The sequence below is a fragment of the Streptomyces sp. NPDC031111 genome (genome assembly GCF_055570675.1).
On the sequence record NZ_JBVIGS010000033.1, the window covers coordinates 19,748 to 39,599 of the forward strand.

The 19,852-nt window shown below is 71.9% G+C and carries 19 protein-coding genes; 9 read left to right on the forward strand and 10 right to left on the reverse strand.

Features of this window, described 5'->3' with window-relative positions; all coding sequences use genetic code 11:
• Positions 1 to 17: 17 nt before the first annotated feature.
• The 4 genes from ACZ470_RS37970 to ACZ470_RS37985 form a co-directional block, all read right to left on the reverse strand.
• Positions 18 to 1,145 (reverse strand): hypothetical protein, encoded by a 1,128-nt coding sequence (locus ACZ470_RS37970; protein WP_468434533.1) that lies wholly within the window; start codon positions 1,143 to 1,145, stop codon positions 18 to 20.
• Complete coding sequence (locus tag ACZ470_RS37975; RefSeq protein WP_468434534.1) at positions 1,142 to 2,818, reverse strand: DUF3492 domain-containing protein; 1,677 nt, start codon at positions 2,816 to 2,818, stop codon at positions 1,142 to 1,144. Before ACZ470_RS37975 ends, ACZ470_RS37970 begins: the two co-directional genes overlap by 4 nt.
• A 172-nt stretch (positions 2,819 to 2,990) precedes the next feature.
• The gene (locus ACZ470_RS37980) at positions 2,991 to 4,541 is read right to left on the reverse strand and encodes a DUF3152 domain-containing protein (RefSeq protein ID WP_468434535.1); all 1,551 of its coding nucleotides are present in this window, start codon (positions 4,539 to 4,541) and stop codon (positions 2,991 to 2,993) included.
• Positions 4,542 to 4,549: 8 nt separating this feature from the next.
• Positions 4,550 to 5,605 (reverse strand): alpha/beta fold hydrolase, encoded by a 1,056-nt coding sequence (locus tag ACZ470_RS37985; protein WP_468434536.1) that lies wholly within the window; start codon positions 5,603 to 5,605, stop codon positions 4,550 to 4,552.
• Positions 5,606 to 5,846: 241 nt separating this feature from the next.
• On the opposite strand from ACZ470_RS37985, the gene ACZ470_RS37990 reads away from it, so the two are divergent.
• The 4 genes from ACZ470_RS37990 to ACZ470_RS38005 all read left to right on the forward strand — a co-directional run bounded on the left by ACZ470_RS37990 (position 5,847) and on the right by ACZ470_RS38005 (position 7,738).
• Positions 5,847 to 6,071 carry a hypothetical protein gene (locus tag ACZ470_RS37990; RefSeq protein ID WP_468434537.1) on the forward strand — a complete coding sequence of 75 codons (225 nt, stop codon included), beginning with the start codon at positions 5,847 to 5,849 and terminating at the stop codon, positions 6,069 to 6,071.
• Between the two features lie 199 nt (positions 6,072 to 6,270).
• Positions 6,271 to 6,915: a TetR/AcrR family transcriptional regulator gene (locus ACZ470_RS37995; protein ID WP_468434538.1), complete on the forward strand. Its 645-nt coding sequence runs from the start codon at positions 6,271 to 6,273 to the stop codon at positions 6,913 to 6,915.
• A gap of 150 nt (positions 6,916 to 7,065) precedes the next feature.
• Complete coding sequence (locus ACZ470_RS38000; protein WP_019522837.1) at positions 7,066 to 7,293, forward strand: DUF3107 domain-containing protein; 228 nt, start codon at positions 7,066 to 7,068, stop codon at positions 7,291 to 7,293.
• A gap of 175 nt (positions 7,294 to 7,468) precedes the next feature.
• On the forward strand, positions 7,469 to 7,738 hold the full coding sequence (locus tag ACZ470_RS38005; protein WP_468434539.1) for a hypothetical protein: 270 nt from the start codon (positions 7,469 to 7,471) through the stop codon (positions 7,736 to 7,738).
• A gap of 47 nt (positions 7,739 to 7,785) precedes the next feature.
• Here ACZ470_RS38005 and ACZ470_RS38010 read toward each other — a convergent pair whose 3' ends face one another.
• Positions 7,786 to 8,541, reverse strand: a complete 756-nt coding sequence (locus ACZ470_RS38010; protein ID WP_468434540.1) for a ferritin-like domain-containing protein — start codon at positions 8,539 to 8,541, stop codon at positions 7,786 to 7,788.
• Positions 8,542 to 9,031: 490 nt separating this feature from the next.
• Between ACZ470_RS38010 and ACZ470_RS38015 the strand changes: the two genes are divergently transcribed.
• The gene (locus ACZ470_RS38015) at positions 9,032 to 11,515 is read left to right on the forward strand and encodes a DEAD/DEAH box helicase (RefSeq protein WP_468434560.1); all 2,484 of its coding nucleotides are present in this window, start codon (positions 9,032 to 9,034) and stop codon (positions 11,513 to 11,515) included.
• A 77-nt stretch (positions 11,516 to 11,592) separates the two neighbouring features.
• Positions 11,593 to 12,459, forward strand: a complete 867-nt coding sequence (locus ACZ470_RS38020) for an alpha/beta fold hydrolase (RefSeq protein WP_468434541.1) — start codon at positions 11,593 to 11,595, stop codon at positions 12,457 to 12,459.
• An 82-nt stretch (positions 12,460 to 12,541) separates the two neighbouring features.
• On the opposite strand, the gene ACZ470_RS38025 is transcribed toward ACZ470_RS38020, so the two are convergent.
• Positions 12,542 to 13,435: an NYN domain-containing protein gene (locus tag ACZ470_RS38025; RefSeq protein WP_468434542.1), complete on the reverse strand. Its 894-nt coding sequence runs from the start codon at positions 13,433 to 13,435 to the stop codon at positions 12,542 to 12,544.
• Positions 13,436 to 13,662: 227 nt separating this feature from the next.
• Here ACZ470_RS38025 and ACZ470_RS38030 point away from each other — a divergent pair, with 227 nt between their 5' ends.
• Positions 13,663 to 13,815: a hypothetical protein gene (locus ACZ470_RS38030; protein WP_190161469.1), complete on the forward strand. Its 153-nt coding sequence runs from the start codon at positions 13,663 to 13,665 to the stop codon at positions 13,813 to 13,815.
• Positions 13,816 to 13,930: 115 nt separating this feature from the next.
• Here ACZ470_RS38030 and ACZ470_RS38035 read toward each other — a convergent pair whose 3' ends face one another.
• From ACZ470_RS38035 to ACZ470_RS38045, 3 genes are all read right to left on the reverse strand, one after another.
• Positions 13,931 to 14,536 (reverse strand): MarC family protein, encoded by a 606-nt coding sequence (locus ACZ470_RS38035; protein WP_468434543.1) that lies wholly within the window; start codon positions 14,534 to 14,536, stop codon positions 13,931 to 13,933.
• A 51-nt stretch (positions 14,537 to 14,587) separates the two neighbouring features.
• Positions 14,588 to 15,445: a PHP domain-containing protein gene (locus ACZ470_RS38040; RefSeq protein ID WP_468434544.1), complete on the reverse strand. Its 858-nt coding sequence runs from the start codon at positions 15,443 to 15,445 to the stop codon at positions 14,588 to 14,590.
• A gap of 109 nt (positions 15,446 to 15,554) precedes the next feature.
• Positions 15,555 to 16,196: a DUF6758 family protein gene (locus ACZ470_RS38045; RefSeq protein WP_468434545.1), complete on the reverse strand. Its 642-nt coding sequence runs from the start codon at positions 16,194 to 16,196 to the stop codon at positions 15,555 to 15,557.
• 168 nt (positions 16,197 to 16,364) lie between these two features.
• Here ACZ470_RS38045 and ACZ470_RS38050 point away from each other — a divergent pair, with 168 nt between their 5' ends.
• Positions 16,365 to 17,600 carry an MFS transporter gene (locus ACZ470_RS38050; protein ID WP_468434546.1) on the forward strand — a complete coding sequence of 412 codons (1,236 nt, stop codon included), beginning with the start codon at positions 16,365 to 16,367 and terminating at the stop codon, positions 17,598 to 17,600.
• Between the two features lie 30 nt (positions 17,601 to 17,630).
• Here ACZ470_RS38050 and ACZ470_RS38055 read toward each other — a convergent pair whose 3' ends face one another.
• Positions 17,631 to 18,215, reverse strand: coding sequence for a suppressor of fused domain protein (locus ACZ470_RS38055; protein ID WP_468434547.1), 585 nt, complete (start codon positions 18,213 to 18,215; stop codon positions 17,631 to 17,633).
• A gap of 496 nt (positions 18,216 to 18,711) precedes the next feature.
• On the opposite strand from ACZ470_RS38055, the gene ACZ470_RS38060 reads away from it, so the two are divergent.
• Positions 18,712 to 19,833, forward strand: coding sequence for a magnesium and cobalt transport protein CorA (locus tag ACZ470_RS38060; RefSeq protein WP_468434548.1), 1,122 nt, complete (start codon positions 18,712 to 18,714; stop codon positions 19,831 to 19,833).
• Positions 19,834 to 19,852 lie beyond the last annotated feature (19 nt).

A 19,852-nucleotide genomic window follows, 5' to 3' on the forward strand; every position in this document is an offset into this window, starting at 1 on the left:
CATTCGCGTGCGCAACCTCACTGTCGTGGCTCCGGACGGATGTGCGCCGAGGCTCGGGTGAGCGTGCGGGAGGCGTGGACCAGGAGGATCAGTGCCGCCGCCCCACAGGTGAGGGTGGGCAGCGCGGCAGGGCCCCAGGCACCCATCAGCGTCTGGACCGGCGTCGCCAGCACGTCGCAGCCGGGAAGCCGCGCGGCGAAGAGCGTGGCCAGGGCTGCCGCCTGGGCAACCGTCGTCGCCGTGAGGATCACCCTCGGCGCGTGGGTGAAGCCGTGGATGGAGAGGAGCCGGGCCAGGAACAGGAGACCGCCCAGGGCGATCGTCGCGGGGAGGGCGAAGGGCTCGTCGAGGAGTGCGGACGTCGCGGTGAGCAGAATCGTCACCGCTGCCAGGAACAGGACGAACGTGCCGAAGAGAACCGGACGGACGGCTGCCGAGAAGTCCTCCAGCCCTCGACTCGACGCCAGCCTGCGTCGGACGCGGGCCGCGAAGAGGTGGGCCGTCCACGCGGCGGGGGCGCACGCCAGGGTGAGCGCCAGTACGGGGGCGATGGCCAGCGGCCAGTCCCCCGTCGCCGTGCCGTCGGGCAGGCCGTCGGGGCCGCCGGTGACCGCGGCGCCGAGAAGGCCGTCGCCCAGGACGGCGTAGCCGATGAGCCAGCAGGTCCGGGACGCCGTGGCGGAGCGGGTCGGGATGTCCGCCCGGGCGCTCAGCGGGCCCCGGCGCAGTGCCGCGCGCAGGGCGAGGGTGACCGCGAGGAGGCCGGCGGCGGCCGCGTAGAGGCGGGTCTGGCCGTGGGTGAGGCGCAGGGCGATCACCGAGGCCACGCACAGGGCGCCTGGAAGCAGGGTGAGGACGGTCCAGCCGGTGTGTGCCCGGGGGGCCTTCGGGGCGGGGGCGGGCTGGACGGGGGGCACGTCGTCGCGGGGGACCCGGGCGTAGAGCTCCTCCGCCAGGGAGAACACGTCTCGGTGGCGGAAGCGGGCGGCGGTCCGGTCGGTGATGCCGTGGGCCTCCAGGCCCGCCGCGATCTCCAGCGGGTCCACCGCCTGTTCGCACAGGTCGCGGTGGCGGTGCAGCAGCGCCTTGACCGGGTCGGCCGCTCCGGGCGGGGCGCTGGGGTTCAGTTCGCCGAGGTCGGTCATCGGGCTGTCTCCGTCGCGGGTACCGGTGTGTCCATGGCCCACCTGGGGACGGCACGGGCGGCGGGGTCGGTCCAGTGGCCGGGGACGTGGGCCTCGGCCGGGGTGGCGAAGGGCAGGGGGTCGCCGGTGTCGTCGAGGACGAGGCGGCGGACCGGTGTGCGGGCGACGATCTCCAGGTAGAGGCCGTGGAACGCCTCGATGTTCCGGTCGACGGTGAACAGCTCGAGCGCGCGGGCGCGTGCGGCGGCGCCGAGGCGTGCACGGCGCTCGGGGTCGCGCAGCAGGGAGACGCACGCCTCGGCGAGCGCCCGAGGGTTGCGCGGCGGTACGACGAGACCGGTGCCGCCGATGGCCTCCACGACCGCGCCGACGTCCGTGGAGACCGTCGCGCGCCCGCAGAGCATGGCCTCGACCAGGCCGGCCGGGAACCCCTCGACGACGCTGGAGAGTACGGTCACGGCGGCCGAGGCGTACGCGTCGGCGCGGGTGGCCAGGCCCGGGCCGCCGATCTCCTCGAAGGACACCGGGTTGGCGCCCACGGAGTGCGGGCCCTCCGCCTCGTCCGGGAAGAGCTGCGCGGCCAGTGCCCGGCAGTGGCCGAGGTAGGCGGCGCCCTCCGGGTCCGACGGACCGCCGATGATCCGCAGGCGCGTCCTCGGCTCCTCCTTGCGGATCTCCGCGAAGGCGTGCAGCAGCGAGACCAGGTCCTTGGCGGGCTCCACACGGCCGACCCAGAGGACGGTGTGCGGGTCCGCGCTCTCCGGGGACTCGCCCACCTCCGCGAACGGCGCGGCATCCATGCCCGGGTACACGGTGCGGAGTTTCGACCGGTCGGCGCCGCAGCGCTCCTGCCAGCGGCGGGCGTGCGTGTTGCCCGGCGTGACGAACACGGCGCGGCGGTAGATCTCGACGGCGAGCCTGCCGTGGAAGGCGGCGAGCAGGGAGCGGACCGCGGGTGAGGCGTCCGGGCGGGTGAGGTAGTGCGTCCGCAGGCGTACGCCGTACTCGGTGACCAGGAGGGGGACGTCGAAGAAGTGGTGGGCGAGCAGCGCCGGAAGCGCCGTCACTCCCCCGGCCGCGGCGTGGCACAGGTCGACCGCGCCGAGTCCGTCCTCCTCGTACCAGTCGAGCGAGAGGGGGCGCAGGGCGCGCTCCAGGTCCGCCGCTACGGTCAGCAGGTCCGGTACGCGGGCCTCCCGCGCGGTACGTCGGGCGCCGGGCGCACGGCAGGCGCGTTCCAGGGCGCGTACGGCCGTCTCGGAGCGGAGTGCGGCCACCAGGCCGCCTTCCTCGCGGGCGAGTTCGGCGAGGCCCCGGAGAGCGGTGGCGAAACGGTCCGCCTCAAAGGTGGTGGGGTCCGTGTCGGCGGTGGTGGGGTCCGTCGCGGCGCACAGGACGGCGGCCAGCTCGCCGTAGTGCTCCGCGAAGCGCCGGCGTGCGCGGCGGCCGTACACCACCCCGTCGTCCTCCGCAGTCCACAGCGGTGCGGTGCGGACCCTGCCGACCTGGGGCGGCAGCGGGACCCAGCCCGCGTTCTCCTGTGCTTCGTCGCTGCTGAACGCGTAGACGTCGAACTCGTGTTGGCCGAGTCCGCGGACCAGGCGGTCGCACCAGAGCCCGCCCTCACCGCCCACGTACGGATAGCCACCCTCCGTAAGCAGTCCGATGCGCACGTGTGCACCCCCGATCTCCCGTATGGGGAGCCGCCGTTGGTCCGGCGACTCGCAGCGGGACGAACGTATGCGGACAGCGAGGTGGCGTGATGGACGGTTGTCCATCACGCCATCAAAAGGGGTGAACGGGCGTAACTTTCCCGCGCGGGACGCGTTTCGCCGCGCTACGCGATCAGCTCTTCGGGTACGCCCACGGGTTCGGGCGGCAGCTGATTCCGGCGTGGTCGAGGAACTTGGTCTGCTGCTGCATGACCGGGGCCAGATCGCCGTCCTTGTCGCAGGTGACATGGTTGAAGCCCAGACGGTGGCCGATCTCGTGGTTGATCAGCATCTGGCGGTAGGCGTGGATCTCGTCGCCGTAGGTGACCGCTCCCCGCGCCCACCGGTCCGCGTTGATCATCACGCGTTCGGTGGCCGCCGAGTCGCAGGAGACGTTGTCCTGGGTGGTGTCGAGGCCGGACTTGGCGCACCAGGTGGCCGTGGTCTCGGGACTGGCGAGGGTGATCACGAAATCGACCTGGCCGGAGTGGATGCGCTCGAAGGTGCGCGCGCCGTTGTGCGCCCAGCTGCGGTTGTCGTTGAGCGTCTTCTGCACGGCCTCGGCGAAGAGCTTGCCGTCGAGGTCGAGTCCCTGCTCCACGTCCACGCGGTAGGTGAACTTCTCCCCCTTGCCCGGCGCCTTGTCGATGCCGGGGATCGCCTCGAACTTCCCCGTGCCTCCGCGCGCGGCGCTGACCGGGTACTTCTTGCCCATCTTCTGTTCGTACGTCAGCGGCTGGGCGCTGGGTGCGGCGGAGGGCGTCTCCCGGTCGTCCCCGCGCGAGGCGGAGTCCCTGACGTCGCGCTCCTGCTCGCCGACGGACCGCGCCTGTGTGTCGGTGCCGCCGCGTTCCTCGGCGACCTGGCCGGCCACGACGACGGCCAGCACCGTGGTGACGGCGGCGGCCGCGATCCCGGTGAACGCCCGCCCCTTGCCGCCCTTGGCCGGCGCGGGTTCTCCGGTCGCGGGCGCGTCGTCGTCATCGAGGTCGGAGGGGATGCCGGTGACCGGAGCGGCGTCCCAGTCGGTGACGGCCGTGTAGGGGTCGGCGGGGTGCGCGGGGGCGGGCGTACGCGGGGTGAAGAGGTCGGTGTCCTCGTCGAAGGCGTCGACGTAGTCCTGGCGCGGCCCTCCGGGGGGCGCCTGCCGCTGCCGCGGGAGGGGCACACCCGGTCCGGCCGGCATGCCGTACCCGGATCCGGCCGCCGTCCGACCGTTCAACGTCCCCCAGCCGCCCCCGGGTTCCCGCTGCTCGGGATGCCCACCCCGGACCCGAGGAACGCCGTGGGCCGGGGTCCCGTCGGGGAACCGGGGAAAACCGTGCGCCGGGGTGCCGTCCGGCAGACGCGGGACGCCGTGCGCGGGGGTGCCGTCCGGCAGTCGAGGCATGCCGTGCGCGGGAGTGCCGTCCGGGAGCCATCCGTCCGGCAGTCGCGGCACACCGTGTGCGGGCGTCCCGTCCGGGAAGCGCGGTACTCCGCCGGCCGGTGCCCCGCGGCCCGTCGCCCCGTACGCCGGCGTTCCGTGCGCAGGCGTCCCGTACCCCTGGCCCTGGCCCGGCACCTGCTGCGGGCGGACGGACGGCGCGGGCGCTCCGCCCGGCGCCGGACGGCCGTCCCGTACTGCGGTGGTCTCCGCGGTGTCGCCCTTCCGGGCGGGCCCACGGCGGCTGTGGCGTCCCACGTCGCGCCTCAGCCCCTCGAGTTCTCGTCGGCGGTCCCGCCACCGGTGTCGGTGGCCGGGCCCGGGGCGCCCTGCGCGCCCGGCCCACCAGTATCCCCCTCGCCGGCGGAATCCGTTGTATCCGCGAGCAGTTCACGGAACGCGAGGGCCACCGTCTCGGGGTACTCCATCATCGCCACGTGCCCCGCGTCGGGGAGTGTCACGAGCCGGGAGTGCCGGAACGCGCGCGCCGAGCGCTGGGCCATGCGGAAGCCGACGAGCTGGTCCCGGCCGCCGTAGACGAGCAGGGTCGGCGCCAGCACCCGCTCGGCCTGGCGCCACAGTCCGTGCTGGCCACCCAGCGTGTACGCGTTGACGAGGCCCCGCGCGGAGCGCGCCATCGCGTCCCAGAAGTACGGCAGCCGCAGCCGCCGCTCCATCTCCTGTACGGCGTGGCGGAACCCCTCCGGCGACACCCGCGCGGGATCCCCGTAGCAGAGCTGCATCACGCCCCGGACCCGCTGTTCCGCGGTCCACTCCCGGGTGATCCGGGTGAACAGCGGTGCGACACCGGGCACCGCGAGCAGTCCGGTGGGGACGGCGGTGCGCTGCACGCGCAGTTCCGGCAGGGCCGGTGACACGAGCGTGAGGGTGCGCACGAGGTCGGGGCGGACGGCGGCGACGCGGGTGGTGACCGCGCCGCCGAGCGAGTTGCCGAAGAGGTGCACGGGGCCGCGGCCGGACGCGTCGAGACAGCGGATCACCGCGCGTGCGTGCGCGGTGATGGAGTAGTCGCCGTCGTCCGGGGGCGGGGAGTCGCCGAAGCCCGGCAGGTCGACGGCCTCGCTGTCGACGGCGTCGTCCAGCTGCTCCATGAGCGCCGACCAGTTCAGGGAGGAGCCGCCGAGTCCGTGGACGTAGAAGGCGGGGGGCAGGCCCTTCCGCGCGGGTGGCCGCGATCGCACGGACAGCGTGACGCCGGGCAGCCGCACCGATCTGAGCCGTTCGCCCTCGGCCACCCTGACCGCCGCGACCTTGGGAAGCACGTTTGCGGGCGGCACGGACGGCAGCTCGGTCGAAGACATGCGGCAATGTTACGAGACGATCACGTAGTGGTTCATGTGTTCGCCGTCACAAGGGACCCGGAAGGGCTCTTCAGCACCTCCGGCGCGGGCACCCGGGGCGCACCCCTCGGCATGCGCGCCCTGTCACACCCCGGTCGCGGATCGCATAGCGTCCGGACCGGGTGTCTCCTAGGCTCGTAGAGAGGGCACCCGCATGTGGCCCCTGCATGCTTCAGGGACGTTCGTAGGAAGGGAGCCCAGCATGGCCGTAGATCCGTCCGACCCCGAGACGTTCGAGGACGACGACGTACGTGAGGGCGAGGAGTACGACGTCGAGGCACCCGTGGTCGACGCGGCCGAGCAGCACGCGGACGTGAAGCCGGACCGCGACGATCCGATGACCGACGTCGATCCCGATCGCGCCAATGAGGCGGACCTCGCGGAACAGGCCCGGATCGTCTCCCTCGACGAGGACGACTACCGGTGACGAGTGCGCCGACAAGGACCGTCGTCGAGCAGTGAGGAGCACACTTCTTGCCCGCTCTGACATCTTTTGAAACCGTCCGTATGGCTTTCCCCGCCGTCCGGTCCGTGAAATTCTGCGCTCTCACCGCGCACAGCACGGTTACCGAAAAGTACGATGGCGGCGCGGCTCACACCGCATGTGGACGACAATGGGAGGCGGCGTGACAGCCATCGAGCAGACAGACGCGGTACGCCCGAGGGGTACACGCCTGCCGCGCCGTGCCCGACGGAACCAGCTGCTGGGCGCCGCCCAGGAGGTCTTCGTCGCGCAGGGCTACCACTCGGCCGCGATGGACGACATCGCCGAGCGCGCGGGCGTCAGCAAGCCGGTGCTCTACCAGCACTTCCCGGGCAAGCTCGATCTCTATCTCGCCCTGCTGGACCAGCACTGCGAGGCCCTGATCCAGTCGGTGCGCCACGCGCTGGCGTCGACGACGGACAACAAGCAGCGCGTCCGGGCGACCATGGACGCCTACTTCGCGTACGTCGAGGACGACGGCGGCGCGTTCCGCCTGGTCTTCGAGTCGGACCTGACGAACGAGCCCGCCGTGCGCGAGCGCGTCGACAAGGTCACCAACGAGTGCGCGGAGGCGATCTGCGACGTGATCGCCGAGGACACGGGGCTGTCGCGGGCGGAGTCGATGCTGCTCGCCTCGGGTCTCGGCGGTCTCGCCCAGGTGGTGGCGCGGTCCTGGCTGCACAGCGACCGCAGCGTGCCGCGCGACCAGGCGGTGCAGCTGCTGGCCTCGCTGGCCTGGCGTGGCATCGCCGGATTCCCGCTGCACGGAAACGAACAGCACCACTGAGCCGCGGGGGACGACGGCGGCCGTTTGTTCCCGTCCGCTGTTCGCTCCTGGCGTTGCCGGGCGCAGCGTGTACGTCCCCTCACCGGGCTAATGTGTGCTGGTACGGCGCGGAAGGTCGCGCACTTCACTGACCGTCGGAGGGACAAAGCCGTGGAGGTCAAGATCGGCGTGCAGCACGCGCCCCGCGAGATCGTTCTGGAGAGCGGTCAGAGCGCCGAGGAGGTCGAGCGCGTGGTGGCCGAGGCGCTGGCCGGGAAGTCGCAGCTGCTGAGCCTCGTGGACGAGCACGGCCGCAAGATCCTGGTCCCGGCCGACCGTCTCGCCTACGTCGAGATCGGCGAGCCGGCCCCGCGCAAGGTGGGCTTCGGCGCGCTGTAGGCGCGAGCGACAGTCGCACAGTCGCACGAGGGCCCGGCGGTTCACCCCGCCGGGCCCTTCCGTGTTCACGGATGGCTCACGGGTTCCCCACAGGGGAGGATTGGATTCCGCAGGTCAGGGGTAAGACGGGCTACGACCGTTGTGAGCAGGCCGGCCATGTGGGAGGGACCCCGACATGCTCTTGGAAGCGCTCAGCTCCGCGATCCTCGGCCTGGCTCTGGCGTGGGGGGCCCACCGCCGCCTGTCGCAGCGTCTTCCCGCGCCCGCCCTGGTTCTGCCGACCGGTGTGGCCGGAGCGCTCTTCGGCGCCTTCCTCATGAACACGGCACTCGACGCCGGCAACCTACTGACGGTCCTGCTCGGCGCGGTGATCGTGTCCGTGGCGTCCCTGTCGCTGCTGCTGCGCCCGGCGGGAAGACTGCGCCGCCGGTCGGCGACCGCGTGAGCGGCCGCCGATGGTGGCGCCGGGGCTGACGGGGCCCCGGGCGTCCGTCAGGCCGCCAGCCCCAGTGCCGCCATGCGCTTGGTGTGCGCCTCGGTGATCCGGGAGAACATCCGGCCGACCTCGGCGAGGTCGAACCCGTCCGCGACGCCTCCCACCAGCATGGTCGACAGCGCGTCCCGGTCGGCGACCACCCGCTGGGACTGCGACAGCGCCTCACCCATCAGCCGCCGCGCCCACAGCGCGAGCCGTCCGCCCACGCGCGGGTCGGCGTCGATCGCGGCGCGCACCTTCTCGACGGCGAAGCCGCCGTGTCCGGTGTCGTCGAGCACGGCCAGCACCAGGGCCCGGGTGTCGGAGTCCAGGCGGGCCGCGACCTCACGGTAGAAGTCGCTCGCGATGGAGTCACCGACATACGCCTTGACCAGACCCTCCAGCCAGTCGGAGGGCGCTGTCTGCTTGTGGAATCCGTCGTACGCCGCGACGAACGGCTCCATCGCGTGCGTCGGCTCCTCGCCGATGTCGGCGAGCCGGTCGCGCAGCCGCTCGAAGTGGTGGAACTCGGCCGACGCCATCTTCGCCAGCTCCGCCTTGTCCGCCAGCGTGGGCGCCAGCTTGGCGTCCTCCGCGAGCCGCTCGAACGCCGCCAGCTCCCCGTACGCGAGCGCACCGAGCAGGTCCACGACAGCGGCACGGTACTGCGGGTCGGCGGAGGCGGCCGCCCAGTCCATGGCGGCGACGCCGGTGTGCCCGGTGGAGGTGTCGGGGGTGTCCGCGGCGTTGTCAGGCTTGTCAGAGCTCGTCATGGAGCGCACAATAGCCCGCTTGTCGCGCCCCGGAAGGTCCTGGTCAATCAGTGTGACGACGACTACGTGACCAAATCGGCCATGGCGTGTGCGCCAATCCGGGGTATGGTGGTAATGCGCCTGCCGAGTACTCAGTGGCAATCCGAGGCATCTCGACGGGGCGCACGCATGAGGATGCCCGGTCGGTGGCCCGATCGGCTCCGACCCGACAGCCTTCCGTGGCCGTACGCCTCAGTGCGTACCTCGACCGGAGGGACACCCTCAGCGGTACGAGCGCTAGAGCGTCAGCAGTGGTCCCGTGTCCTACGGCCCGACCGTACGGCGGCCGACGTCCCCTGGCACGGTCAACACGACCCCCGCGCTCGCCTCGCACCGCGCACACAGAAGAGGCAGCACCCTGACTACGACGTTCCGAGAGCTCGGGATCCTCCCCGAGACCGCCGAGGCCCTGGAGGCCGTCGGCATCATCACCCCCTTCCCCATCCAGGAGATGACGCTCCCCGTGGCCCTGTCGGGCACGGACGTCATCGGCCAGGCCAAGACCGGCACCGGAAAGACGCTCGGCTTCGGCCTTCCGCTCCTCGAGCGCGTCACCGTCCCCGCGGACGTCGAGGCCGGCCGCGCCAGGCCCGAGGACCTGACCGACACGCCGCAGGCGCTGGTCGTCGTCCCCACGCGCGAGCTGTGCACGCAGGTCACCAACGACCTGCTGACCGCCGGCAAGGTGCGCAATGTGCGCGTCACCGCCATCTACGGCGGCCGGGCCTACGAGCCGCAGGTCGAGGCGCTGAAGAAGGGCGTCGACGTGGTCGTCGGCACCCCGGGCCGACTGCTCGACCTGGCCGGCCAGAAGAAGCTGAACCTGAAGCATGTGAAGGCCCTCGTCCTCGACGAGGCCGACGAGATGCTCGACCTGGGCTTCCTGCCCGACGTCGAGAAGATCATCAACTTTCTTCCGGTCAAGCGCCAGACCATGCTGTTCTCGGCCACCATGCCGGGCGCCGTGATCGGTCTCGCCCGGCGCTACATGTCGCAGCCCACGCACATCCGCGCCACGGCTCCGGACGACGAGGGCGCGACGGTCGCCAACACCACGCAGTTCGTCTACCGCGCGCACAACATGGACAAGCCCGAGATGGTCGCGCGGATGCTCCAGGCCGACGGCCGGGGGCTGGTCATGGTCTTCTGCCGCACCAAGCGGACGGCCGCCGACCTCGCCGACCAGCTCAAGCAGCGCGGCTTCGCCTCCGGCGCGGTCCACGGCGACCTCGGCCAGGGCGCCCGCGAGCAGGCGCTGCGCGCGTTCCGCAACGGCAAGGTGGACGTGCTCGTCTGCACCGACGTCGCCGCCCGCGGCATCGACGTCGAGGGCGTGACGCACGTCATCAACTACCAGTCCCCCGAGGACGAGAAGACGTATCTGCACCGCATCGGCCGCACGGGCCGCGCGGGTGCGAAGGGTACGGCGATCACGCTGGTGGACTGGGACGACATCCCGCGCTGGCAGCTGATCAACAAGGCGCTGGACCTGGGCCTCGGCGATCCGGCGGAGACGTACTCCACCTCCCCGCACCTGTTCACGGACCTCGGCATCCCCGAGGGCACCAAGGGCGTCCTGCCGCGCTCGGAGCGCACGCGCGCCGGGCTGGACGCGGAGGAGCTCGAGGACCTGGGCGAGCCCGGCGGGCGTGGACCGCGCGGGCGCGGTGGCCGGGGCGGGCGCGACGGCTCCCGTTCCGCCGAGCCCGAGACCACGACGCGTACGCCGCGACGCCGCCGCCGCACGCGTGGCGGTACGCCGCTGGACGAGACGGCGCAGCAGCCCGCGGCCCCGGCCGCCGAAGGCACCGACGAGGCGGAGGCCGGCACGGTCGCCCGCACCCCGCGTCGCCGTCGCCGTACGCGCGGCGGAGTCGTGGCCGGGGCGGAGCCGGTCGCGGTGGAGACGGCGGAGGCTGTCGAGGCTCCGGCCGAGGACCTCGACGCCGCCGCGAAGCCGCGCCGCCGCCGGACCCGCAGGGGCGCGGCGGACACGACGACGGCCGTCGTCGCCCCGCCCGCCGAGGAGACCCCGGTGACCGTGGAGGCGCCGGTGGCGACGGAGACCGTGGTCGTCACGGAGCCCGAGGCCCCGGCCGCCGAGCCGCGTCGCCGCCGCACCCGCAAGTCCGCGGAGACGGCAGCGGTGGACACGGCCGAGGGCACGACCGAGCCGGCGGCCGAGGCCGTCGAGACCAAGCCGCGCCGCACCCGCAAGACCGCGGCCACCGCCACCGAGGCCGTCGACACGGCCGAGGCGACGGAGACCAAGCCGCGCCGCCGGACCCGTAAGGCCGCGGCCGAGGCGGCGGTGGACACGGCCGAGGGAACCGCCGAGTCGGCGGCCGAGGCCGTCGAGACCAAGCCGCGCCGCACGCGCAAGACCGCGGCGAAGGCCGAGGCAGCGGTCGACACCGCCGAGGCCACCGAGGCCAAGCCCCGACGGACCCGCAAGACGGCGGCCACCGCCACCGACGCCGCCGACACGGCCGAGGCGACGGAGACCAAGCCCCGCCGCCGGACCCGTAAGACCGCCGAGTCGGAGCCGGCCGAGGTCGTCGGGATTCCGGCGCAGGCGGTCCCGGAGCCCGAGGCCGCGGAGACCAAGCCCCGGCGGACGCGGAAGGCCCCGGCCAAGAAGGCCGAGGCAGCCGTAGACACCGCCGAGGCCACCGAGGCCAAGCCCCGACGGACCCGCAAGACGGCGGCCACCGTCACCGACGCCGCCGACACGGCCGAGGCGACGGAGGCAAAGCCGCGCCGCCGGACCCGTAAGACCGCCGAGATCCCGGCGCAGGCCGCGCAGGAGTCGGAGGGCGCGGAGCCCAAGCCGCGCCGTACGCGCAAGGCGGCGGCCACCGCCGAGCCGGAGCCGGAGGCGAAGCCCCGACGGACCCGGAAGGCGGCAGCCGCCGCGCAGCCGGCGGAAGGCTGACGATTCGAACCGGCGGCCCGGTCCCACACCTCGTGGGGCCGGGCCGCCGTCGTCTCCGCACCCGCTACCCTCAGCCCGTGACCAGCCACTCCCCCTCCCCCGCCGCCACCCGCCGACTCCGTACCTCGCGCGGTGAGTTCGCCGTCGTGGACGTGCCACCGGCCGCCGGAGTCACGGCGAAGGGGACCGTGTTGCTACTGCCCGGGTACACCGGCAGCAAGGAGGACTTCGCGCTGGTGCATGAGCCGCTCGCCGCGCGCGGCTACCGCACCGTCGCCGTGGACGGGCGGGGGCAGCACGAGTCGGACGGGCCGGACCACGACGAATCCGCTTACGCACAGGACGAGTTGGCGCGAGATGTGCTCGCGCAGGCGGAAGCGCTCGGTGCGCCCGTGCACCTCGTGGGACACTCGTTCGGCGGCCAGATCGCACGTGCCGCCGTCCTCCTCGACCACTCCCCCTTCCGTTCCCTCACGCTCGTCTCGTCCGGCCCCGCACGGATCTCCGTCTCCCAGGAACAGCGGGTGAAGCTGCTCAGGGACGCGCTCGCGGTGATGTCGATGGCGGAGTGCTGGGAGGCGATCCTGGCCATGGGCCCGCCCGAGGAGGTGGGCGGCCCGGCGCGCGGTCTCGGCGGTCAGGAGCATCTGCGGCGCCGCTGGTTGGGCACCGCGCCCGCACAACTGCTGGCGGCTGGACGCCAGTTGTGCACCGAACCGGACCGGGTCGCCGAACTGGCCGCCGTGCCGCTGCCGTTCCACGTCCTGTCGGGCGAGCGCGACGACACCTGGCCGGTGCCGGACCTCGATGAGATGGCCCGGCGGCTGAAGGCACGCCGCACCGTCGTCGACGGGGCCGAGCACTCACCCGCCGTCGACCGTCCCGCACCCACCGCCCGCGCCCTCGCCGACTTCTGGGACGACCATCCCGGCGACGACGGCTAAGGGGTGTCGTTTGGATCTTGCCGGAGTCGCGTCCGCTGCAAGGCGCCGTCACCGGGAGCCGGCCTGATCCAAACGACACCCCCTAGTACTGCGCCTGCAAGTGGTCCCAGAACCCGTCGCGCAGGGCGCGCCGCAGATCCGCCTGGCCGCGCAGGGAGTACTGCAACAGGCCCTCGGCCTCCACCAGCAGGTCCTGGTCGACGGAGCCGGGCAGGTAGGGATGGCCGGGGAGCAGTTCCACCAGGGTGTCCCGGCCTCGGGCGACCAGCCACTTCGCGGCGATCTGCGCACCGACGAACCGGACGTCCTCGCGGGTGGGCCGGCCGGCCGTGGGCTCGTACGCCGGTGTCGCGCGCCGGGAGACGTACGGCTTGAAGAAGTCCAGATCGAGGGTGCGCTGGCTGTCGACCTCCCAGAGCAGCGGCTCGGCCTGGTTGCGGCCCTCGGGGGCCTCGATGCCCCAGAGGTGGACCCGGGCGCCGTACCCCTGGGCCGCCTCGACCGCCGAGACCAGGTCCTCGTCGCCGCCGAGCAGGGCCGCGTCGCTGATGGCGCGGTGCCGGGCCAGTGACTCCAGGTCGGTGCGGATCAGGGAGTCGACGCCCTTCTGCTGGTTGTTGGCGTTGAGGTTGCCGAGGCGGACCTTGACGTCCGGGAGTTCGGCGATGGTCTGCTGCTCGGCGGTGTGGATGCGGCGCCTCGCCCCGTCGTACCAGTAGACCCGCAGCAGCCGGCTGTCCGCGAAGACGGTGCGGGCGCGGTCGATGAGCGCGTCGATGAGTCCCTCGGCGTCGAGGTCGAAGGCCCGGCGGTCCTCCGTGCCGGCCACGAGGCGCCCCGCGGCGGCGTAGAGGTATCCCGCGTCGACGAAGATGGCGTGCGTCGAGGGCGTCTTCGCCACCTCGGCGAGCATGCGCTGAAGCAGCTCGTTCGTGCGGTCGATACGGGCGTGCAGGGCCGCGAGGTCTTCGTTCATCACCTCCATTGTCCCGGTGGTCACGCTACGAACACAACCGGTCCCGGTCGGTCTCCTTCGAAACCCTTACCCGTCAGTATTTAGACGATCGAAAAATTTCTTTAGCGTAGGGAATGTTTGTATCGCGCAGGGCGTTGAACCCGTCACGGACCTGGGCCCGAGTGCCCCGTGGACCGCCCACCAAGTAGTTCTCCTTCAGGAGGATGACCAGACGAAGGGAGAAGCCCTTGCGCTTCGAAATCATGCGACTCGACGACGTCGACGGCACACCCGTGGACACCACCGTCGTGGACGCCGCCTCCGTCAACCGCATCGTTCAGCAGGCCGCCGCCATCGGGCAGCGCCTGTGGATCCGCCCGGCCGACTCCCCGGCCTCATAACGCGCGGCACACCGGACGCCGGCCACCCGGGCCGGGTCCGGAGCACGTACGCCTCGGAGCCCCCGTACCGCCATCGGTACGGGGGCTCCGCGCGTTTCCGGGACCGGTGACGGGATCAGCCGCCCCGGATCACCTGGGTCACCCCGTTGATGATCTGCTGCACGGCGATCGCGGAGAGCATCATGCCGGCCAGGCGCGTCACCAGGACGACTCCGCCGTCCTTGATGACCCGGATGATCAGCAGCGAGTACCGCATCACCAGCCACAGCACGACATGAATGGCGAGGATCGCCGACCAGACCGAGACCTGCCCGGTGACGCCGTCGGCCTTCTGCACGGCGAGGATGACCGACACGATCGCGCCCGGCCCGGCCAGCAGCGGCATGCCCAGCGGGACCAGCGCCACGTTGACGTCCTTGGTCTGCTTGGGCTCGTCGGTCTTGCCGGTGAGCAGGTCGAGCGCGATCAGCAGGAGCAGCAGTCCGCCCGCGATCATCAGCGCGGGCACCGACACATGCAGATAGTCGAGGATCTGATGCCCGAGCAACCCGAACACGGTGATCACACCACCGGCCACACAGACGGCCTGGAAGGCCATCCGCTTCTGCGCCTTGGCGGGCCGGCCGGCGGTCAGGCCGAGGAAGATCGGGGTGATCCCGGGGGGATCCATGATGACAAAAAGGGTCAGGAAGAGAGAGCCGAAGACGGCGACGTCGAGCATGACAGCCTTGCTGGAGGTACGAGAGGAAAAGGGCGGCGCGGAGGTCGGTCCTCAGGCTCCGCCGGTCCCGGGCACCGGGAACGCCCCGGTCGCGCGCCGCGTGATCTCGCCGTACACGTCGGGGTCCGTCATGAACTCGCCGAGCACACAGGTCTTCCGGCTGCCGTGGTAGTCGCTCGACCCGGTCACCAGGAGCCCCAGTTCCTTGGCGAGGCCGCGCAGCCGGGCCCGCGTCTCGGGCTCGTGGTCCATGTGGTCGACCTCGATGCCGTCGAGGCCGGCCTCGGCCAGCTCGGCGATCGCCGACTCCGGCACGGTCCTGCCCCGCTTGCTCGCGGCGGGGTGCGCGAAGACGGCGACACCGCCCGCGTTCTTCACCAGCCGCAGGGCCTCGAAGGGGTCGGTCTCGTGCTTCTCCATGTACGCCCGGCCGCCGTCGGCGAGCCAGTCCTGGGTGAACGCGTCGTTCACCGTCGGCACGACGCCCAGCTCGACGAGCGCGGTGGCCACGTGCGGGCGCCCCACGGAGCCGTCGCCGGCGATCCGCGCGACCTGCTCCCAGGTGACCGGCACGCCCAGCGCGTTCAGCTTGGCGATCATGCCCTGCGCCCGCGGCACCCGGTCGTCCCGGACGAGCTCGCGCTCGGCGAGCAGCTCGGGCTCCTCGGGGTCGAAGAGGTAGGCCAGCATGTGCATGCTGATGCCGTCGAGCCGGCAGGAGAGCTCGGCGCCGGGGACCAGCGTGAGCCCCGCCGGAAGCACGGAGAGGGCGTCGGCGTGCCCGCGCGTGGTGTCGTGGTCGGTCAGCGCGATGACGTCGAGACCGGCCGCGGCGGCCTTGCGGACCAGTTCGGCCGGCGTGTCCGTACCGTCGGACGCGGTGGAGTGGGTGTGCAGATCGATACGCACGACGCATTACTCCAAGCGGTGACGGACGGACAGGGACGCTCCAGGATAACCGGATTTTCGTACGTCCCCTGTCACACCCGAATCGGCCGTGCGCCCCCTACCGACCCGCTCATGCCTCCAACAGGCGAGGTGACAGCGCGCCACACGGCACGAGCTCCACCTCGGCACCCGCGTCCCGCAGGTCGGTGAGCACCAGCTCGTCGTACATCAGCAGCCCGGACTGCTCGGGCCACACCACCGCCCACAGCCACATCCCGAGCGCCTCGCCCGCGAAGACAGCGCGGTCGTCCGGCGTCTTGGAGACGTGCCAGAGCGGGGTCGGACGGCCTGCGGCGAGCACCTTGGCCTGGGGCGGCTTCTCGACGTTCATGTACGGCCCCGGGTCCGGTCCGTCGGTGCCCGCGTACCGCGCGCCGAGGCCCACTCCGAGTTCCTCGGCGACGAGGATGAGCTCGCCCATGCCGCCCAACGGTCCGGGGCCGGTGCACGCGACGGCGGTCGCGCGGCCCCCGCTGCGGTCGTCACCCGCGCAGGCCACTCCCGTGAACAGCCAGCCCACGGGGAGCGGCCACGGCATCCACACCGGCACCTTCGTGCGGTGCACGACGACTTCGAGGGCCTCGACGCTCGGCGGTATCACGGGCTGCAACGGGTGGACGGTGCCGTGCACAGCGCACTGCCAGGCATCCGAGAAGAGGCCGGGAGCCCTGACCCGGCCACCACACTTCGGGCAACTGGGTTCGCCCCTCATAGGGCCCCACGGTCCTACCCCTGCCGCGTCACGTCAAGGACGATCACCCGTCCGGGCGGAACCGGCCGCGGGAAAACTGCGTGTAGATTACATTAATTAGCTTGGCTAATCTATTGTGTGTATAAGCCAACCATCCATGCGCAGTCATGTCCCGGGATTGGAGCACCCATGGACGACCCCAAGGACCCCTTCGACACGGGAACGGGCGGCCTTCTCCGGCAGCCGAAGTCCGTGTGGGCGACGGCCGGAGCGTCGGTCGTCGCCTTCATGGGAATCGGGCTCGTCGACCCGATCCTGCCCTCCATCGCCGAGGGCCTCGACGCCACCGCCGGGCAGGTCTCCCTGCTCTTCACCTCGTACTTCCTCATCACCGCGCTCGCGATGCTGATGACCGGCTTCGTCTCCAGCCGCATCGGCGGGCGGAAGACCCTGCTGCTCGGACTCGCGCTCGTCGTGGTCTTCGCCGGACTCTCCGGCACCTCGGGCTCGGTCGGCGAGCTGGTCGGCTTCCGGGCGGGCTGGGGACTCGGCAACGCGCTGTTCGTCTCGACCGCCCTCGCGGTCATCGTCGGCGCGGCGGCCGGGGGCAGCGCGGCGGCGATCCTGCTCTACGAGTCCGCCCTGGGGCTCGGCATGGCCTGCGGACCCCTGCTGGGCGCGCTGCTCGGCGACGCGAGCTGGCGCTACCCGTTCTTCGGCACGGCCTTCCTGATGGCCGTCGGCTTCCTGTGCATCGCGGTGTTCCTCAGGGAGCAGCCCCGGCCGGCCCGCAGGACCTCGCTGCTCGACCCGCTCAAGGCGCTCGGGCACGGCGGACTGGCGTCCGCGGCGGTCTCGGCGTTCTTCTACAACTACACGTTCTTCACCGTGCTGGCCTTCACGCCGTTCGTCCTGGACATGTCCCCGTACCGGTCGGGCGCGGTGTTCTTCGCCTGGGGCGTGCTGCTAGCCGTCTTCTCGGTGATCGTGGCACCCCGGCTCCAGAAGCGGTTCGGCTCGCTCACGGTGCTGGGCGGTTCGCTGGTGCTGCTCGCGGTGGACGTGCTGGTGCTCGGCTACGGCGGCCACACCGCGGCCGTCGTCTGCACCGTCCTGTCCGGCGCCCTCATCGGCGTCAACAACACCGTGTACACGGAGCTGGCCCTCGGGGTGTCGGACGCGCCCCGGCCGGTGGCGAGCGCCGGGTACAACTTCGTGCGCTGGTTCGCGGCGGCCGCCGCGCCGTACTTCGCGCCCAGGATCGAGGAGTGGACCGATGTCCACGTCCCGTTCGTGGTGGCGGCGGTCACAGCGGTGGCCGGCGCCCTGGTGGTCGTCGTCCGGCGCGAGGCCCTCACCAACGAGGCCGAGGAACTCCGGCCGCGGCACGCCACCGAGGACGGTGTCACCGTCTTCGCCAACTGACCGCCCGTCGTCGGGCGTTGGTGACCTTCCTCACTCCAGCGGCACGGACCTCCGGGACGGATCCCGGAGGTCCGTGCCCTGGTTCAGCCAGCGCTCCTGGAGGGCCTGGGCGCCGTGCACCCGCTTCCAGGCGGCCTCGTTCGGGGTCATCGGCAGCAGCGGCAGGAACCGTACGGGGTCCAGGGGCTCGTCGAGCTCCAGGTCCTCCACCAGGCCACCCGGCTCGGCGACCAGCACGGAGGTGAACGCGGCGCCGGGCCACAGCGGTTCGCCCACGTCGAGCGAGGCGCCGGGGGCCACGACCACGCCCTCCACCTGTGGGGACGCGGCCAGGACGGCGAGCGGTCGGAGCACCTTGTCGGTGTCGGCGACGCCGCCCCGGACGGACAGCACCAGCTCGACCCGCGGGCCCTTCACCGGGTCCGCGATCACCGCCGTGGGGTCGGTCATGGGCTGCGCGGACATGCCGAGGGTGGCGTAGCGCACGATGTCGCCCTCGTGGAAGCGCAGCACCTCGATACGGTCCGTGCCCAGGAAGGTGACCGCGGCGCGGGCGTCCGGTTCGCCCAGCGCCGTACGCAGCCGGGCCTCGACCAGAGGAAGAACATCAGCCATGCGGCGAGCATAGAACTCGTCAGTACCGGGCAAAGCAGAGCCTTGACATGGCAGTCGGCTGATACGCTTGGCCGGTGGTTCGGGCAGCACGCAGAAGCGTCCGATCGTCCCGAACGCTGTACGACACCCCCCGCTCACGGGGGAATCCCCCCAGGGGATCGTGGATCGTCCCTCACGAGGGACCGGCCGGAGGAGGTGGGGCTGGCATGGACCGAAGTCGACCGTGCAGTAGCACCCGCTCTTCCGCGCTCTGATGTAGCTGCTCCTGTCTGGCTCCCGCCTTTCGCCCGCGCGTCTTCATCGGAAGAGCACTTCGTTTCGTTCTGCCTGATCTGCCCCAGTAGCTGAATCAGCGACGAAGCCCGCCACCGCGACGGTGCGGTGCTCCCCGCTTTGTGGACGTGCCAAACATCCGCAGTCCAGGACGTCCTCATTCCGGGTTGTTCCACCCGTCGTGCCCGGCGCCTTTCGTTGCCCGTATGCGAAGGAGCCCGCCATGTCGATGATCCGCGACCTGCGCGCCGTGGTCCGTCCCTCCTCCCGTGTCTCGCTGCGCAAGGAGAGCGGCCCGTACGACACCACCCGTGACCCCGCGACGACCACCGCCGTCGTCGACTGCGCCGTCTACCGCGACGGCCGCCGCCTGGTGACCGAGGGCGGCCCGCTCACCCCTCACGAGGCGATGCGTCTGGTGCGCCGCGACGGAGGCTTCGTCTGGATCGGTCTGCACGAGCCGACCGAGGCCGAATTCGCCGGTATCGCCCGCGAGTTCGGACTGCACCCACTGGCCGTGGAGGACGCCGTCCAGGCCCATCAGCGGCCCAAGCTGGAGCGCTACGACGACTCGCTGTTCACGGTCTTCAAGACCGTCCACTACGTCGACCACGACCGGCTGAGCTCCAGCAGCGAGGTCGTCGAGACCGGTGAGGTGATGTGCTTCACCGGCCGGGACTTCTTCATCACCGTCCGGCACGGCGGGCAGGGCTCCCTGCGGGCCCTCAGGCACCGCCTCCAGGACGACCCCGAGCTGCTGGCCAAGGGCCCCTCGGCCGTGCTGCACGCCATCGCCGACCATGTGGTGGACGGCTACATCGCGGTGGCCGACGCCGTGCAGGACGACATCGACGAGGTCGAGACGGAGGTGTTCTCGCCGGGCCGCAAGGGCACCCCGCGCGGCACCGACGCCGGACGGATCTACCAACTCAAGCGCGAGGTCCTCGAGTTCAAGCGGGCCGTGTCGCCGCTGCTGCGGCCGATGCAGCTGCTGAGCGAGCGGCCGATGCGGCTGATCGACCCCGACATCCAGAAGTACTTCCGGGACGTGGCCGACCATCTGGCCCGGGTGCAGGAGCAGGTCATCGGCTTCGACGAACTGCTGAACTCCATCCTTCAGGCCAATCTCGCGCAGGCGTCCGTGGCGCAGAACGAGGACATGCGGAAGATCACCTCGTGGGCCGCGATCATCGCCGTACCGACGATGGTGTGCGGGGTGTACGGGATGAACTTCGACTACATGCCGGAGACCCACTGGAAGTACGGCTATCCGGTGATCCTCAGCGTCACGGTGGCCATCTGCCTGGGCATCCACCGGACGCTGAAGCGCAACGGCTGGCTGTGAGAGCCCTGGATAGGCTGGG

Coding starts and splice junctions, on each gene's coding strand:
- ACZ470_RS37970 (WP_468434533.1), bottom strand. CDS start 1,145: ATGACCGACCTCGGCGAACTGAACCCCAGCGCCCCGCCCGGAGCGGCC.
- ACZ470_RS37985 (WP_468434536.1), bottom strand. CDS start 5,605: ATGTCTTCGACCGAGCTGCCGTCCGTGCCGCCCGCAAACGTGCTTCCC.
- ACZ470_RS37990 (WP_468434537.1), top strand. CDS start 5,847: ATGGCCGTAGATCCGTCCGACCCCGAGACGTTCGAGGACGACGACGTA.
- ACZ470_RS38005 (WP_468434539.1), top strand. CDS start 7,469: ATGCTCTTGGAAGCGCTCAGCTCCGCGATCCTCGGCCTGGCTCTGGCG.
- ACZ470_RS38010 (WP_468434540.1), bottom strand. CDS start 8,541: ATGACGAGCTCTGACAAGCCTGACAACGCCGCGGACACCCCCGACACC.
- ACZ470_RS38015 (WP_468434560.1), top strand. CDS start 9,032: ATGACGCTCCCCGTGGCCCTGTCGGGCACGGACGTCATCGGCCAGGCC.
- ACZ470_RS38025 (WP_468434542.1), bottom strand. CDS start 13,435: ATGAACGAAGACCTCGCGGCCCTGCACGCCCGTATCGACCGCACGAAC.
- ACZ470_RS38035 (WP_468434543.1), bottom strand. CDS start 14,536: ATGCTCGACGTCGCCGTCTTCGGCTCTCTCTTCCTGACCCTTTTTGTC.
- ACZ470_RS38045 (WP_468434545.1), bottom strand. CDS start 16,196: ATGAGGGGCGAACCCAGTTGCCCGAAGTGTGGTGGCCGGGTCAGGGCT.
- ACZ470_RS38050 (WP_468434546.1), top strand. CDS start 16,365: ATGGACGACCCCAAGGACCCCTTCGACACGGGAACGGGCGGCCTTCTC.
- ACZ470_RS38055 (WP_468434547.1), bottom strand. CDS start 18,215: ATGGCTGATGTTCTTCCTCTGGTCGAGGCCCGGCTGCGTACGGCGCTG.
- ACZ470_RS38060 (WP_468434548.1), top strand. CDS start 18,712: ATGTCGATGATCCGCGACCTGCGCGCCGTGGTCCGTCCCTCCTCCCGT.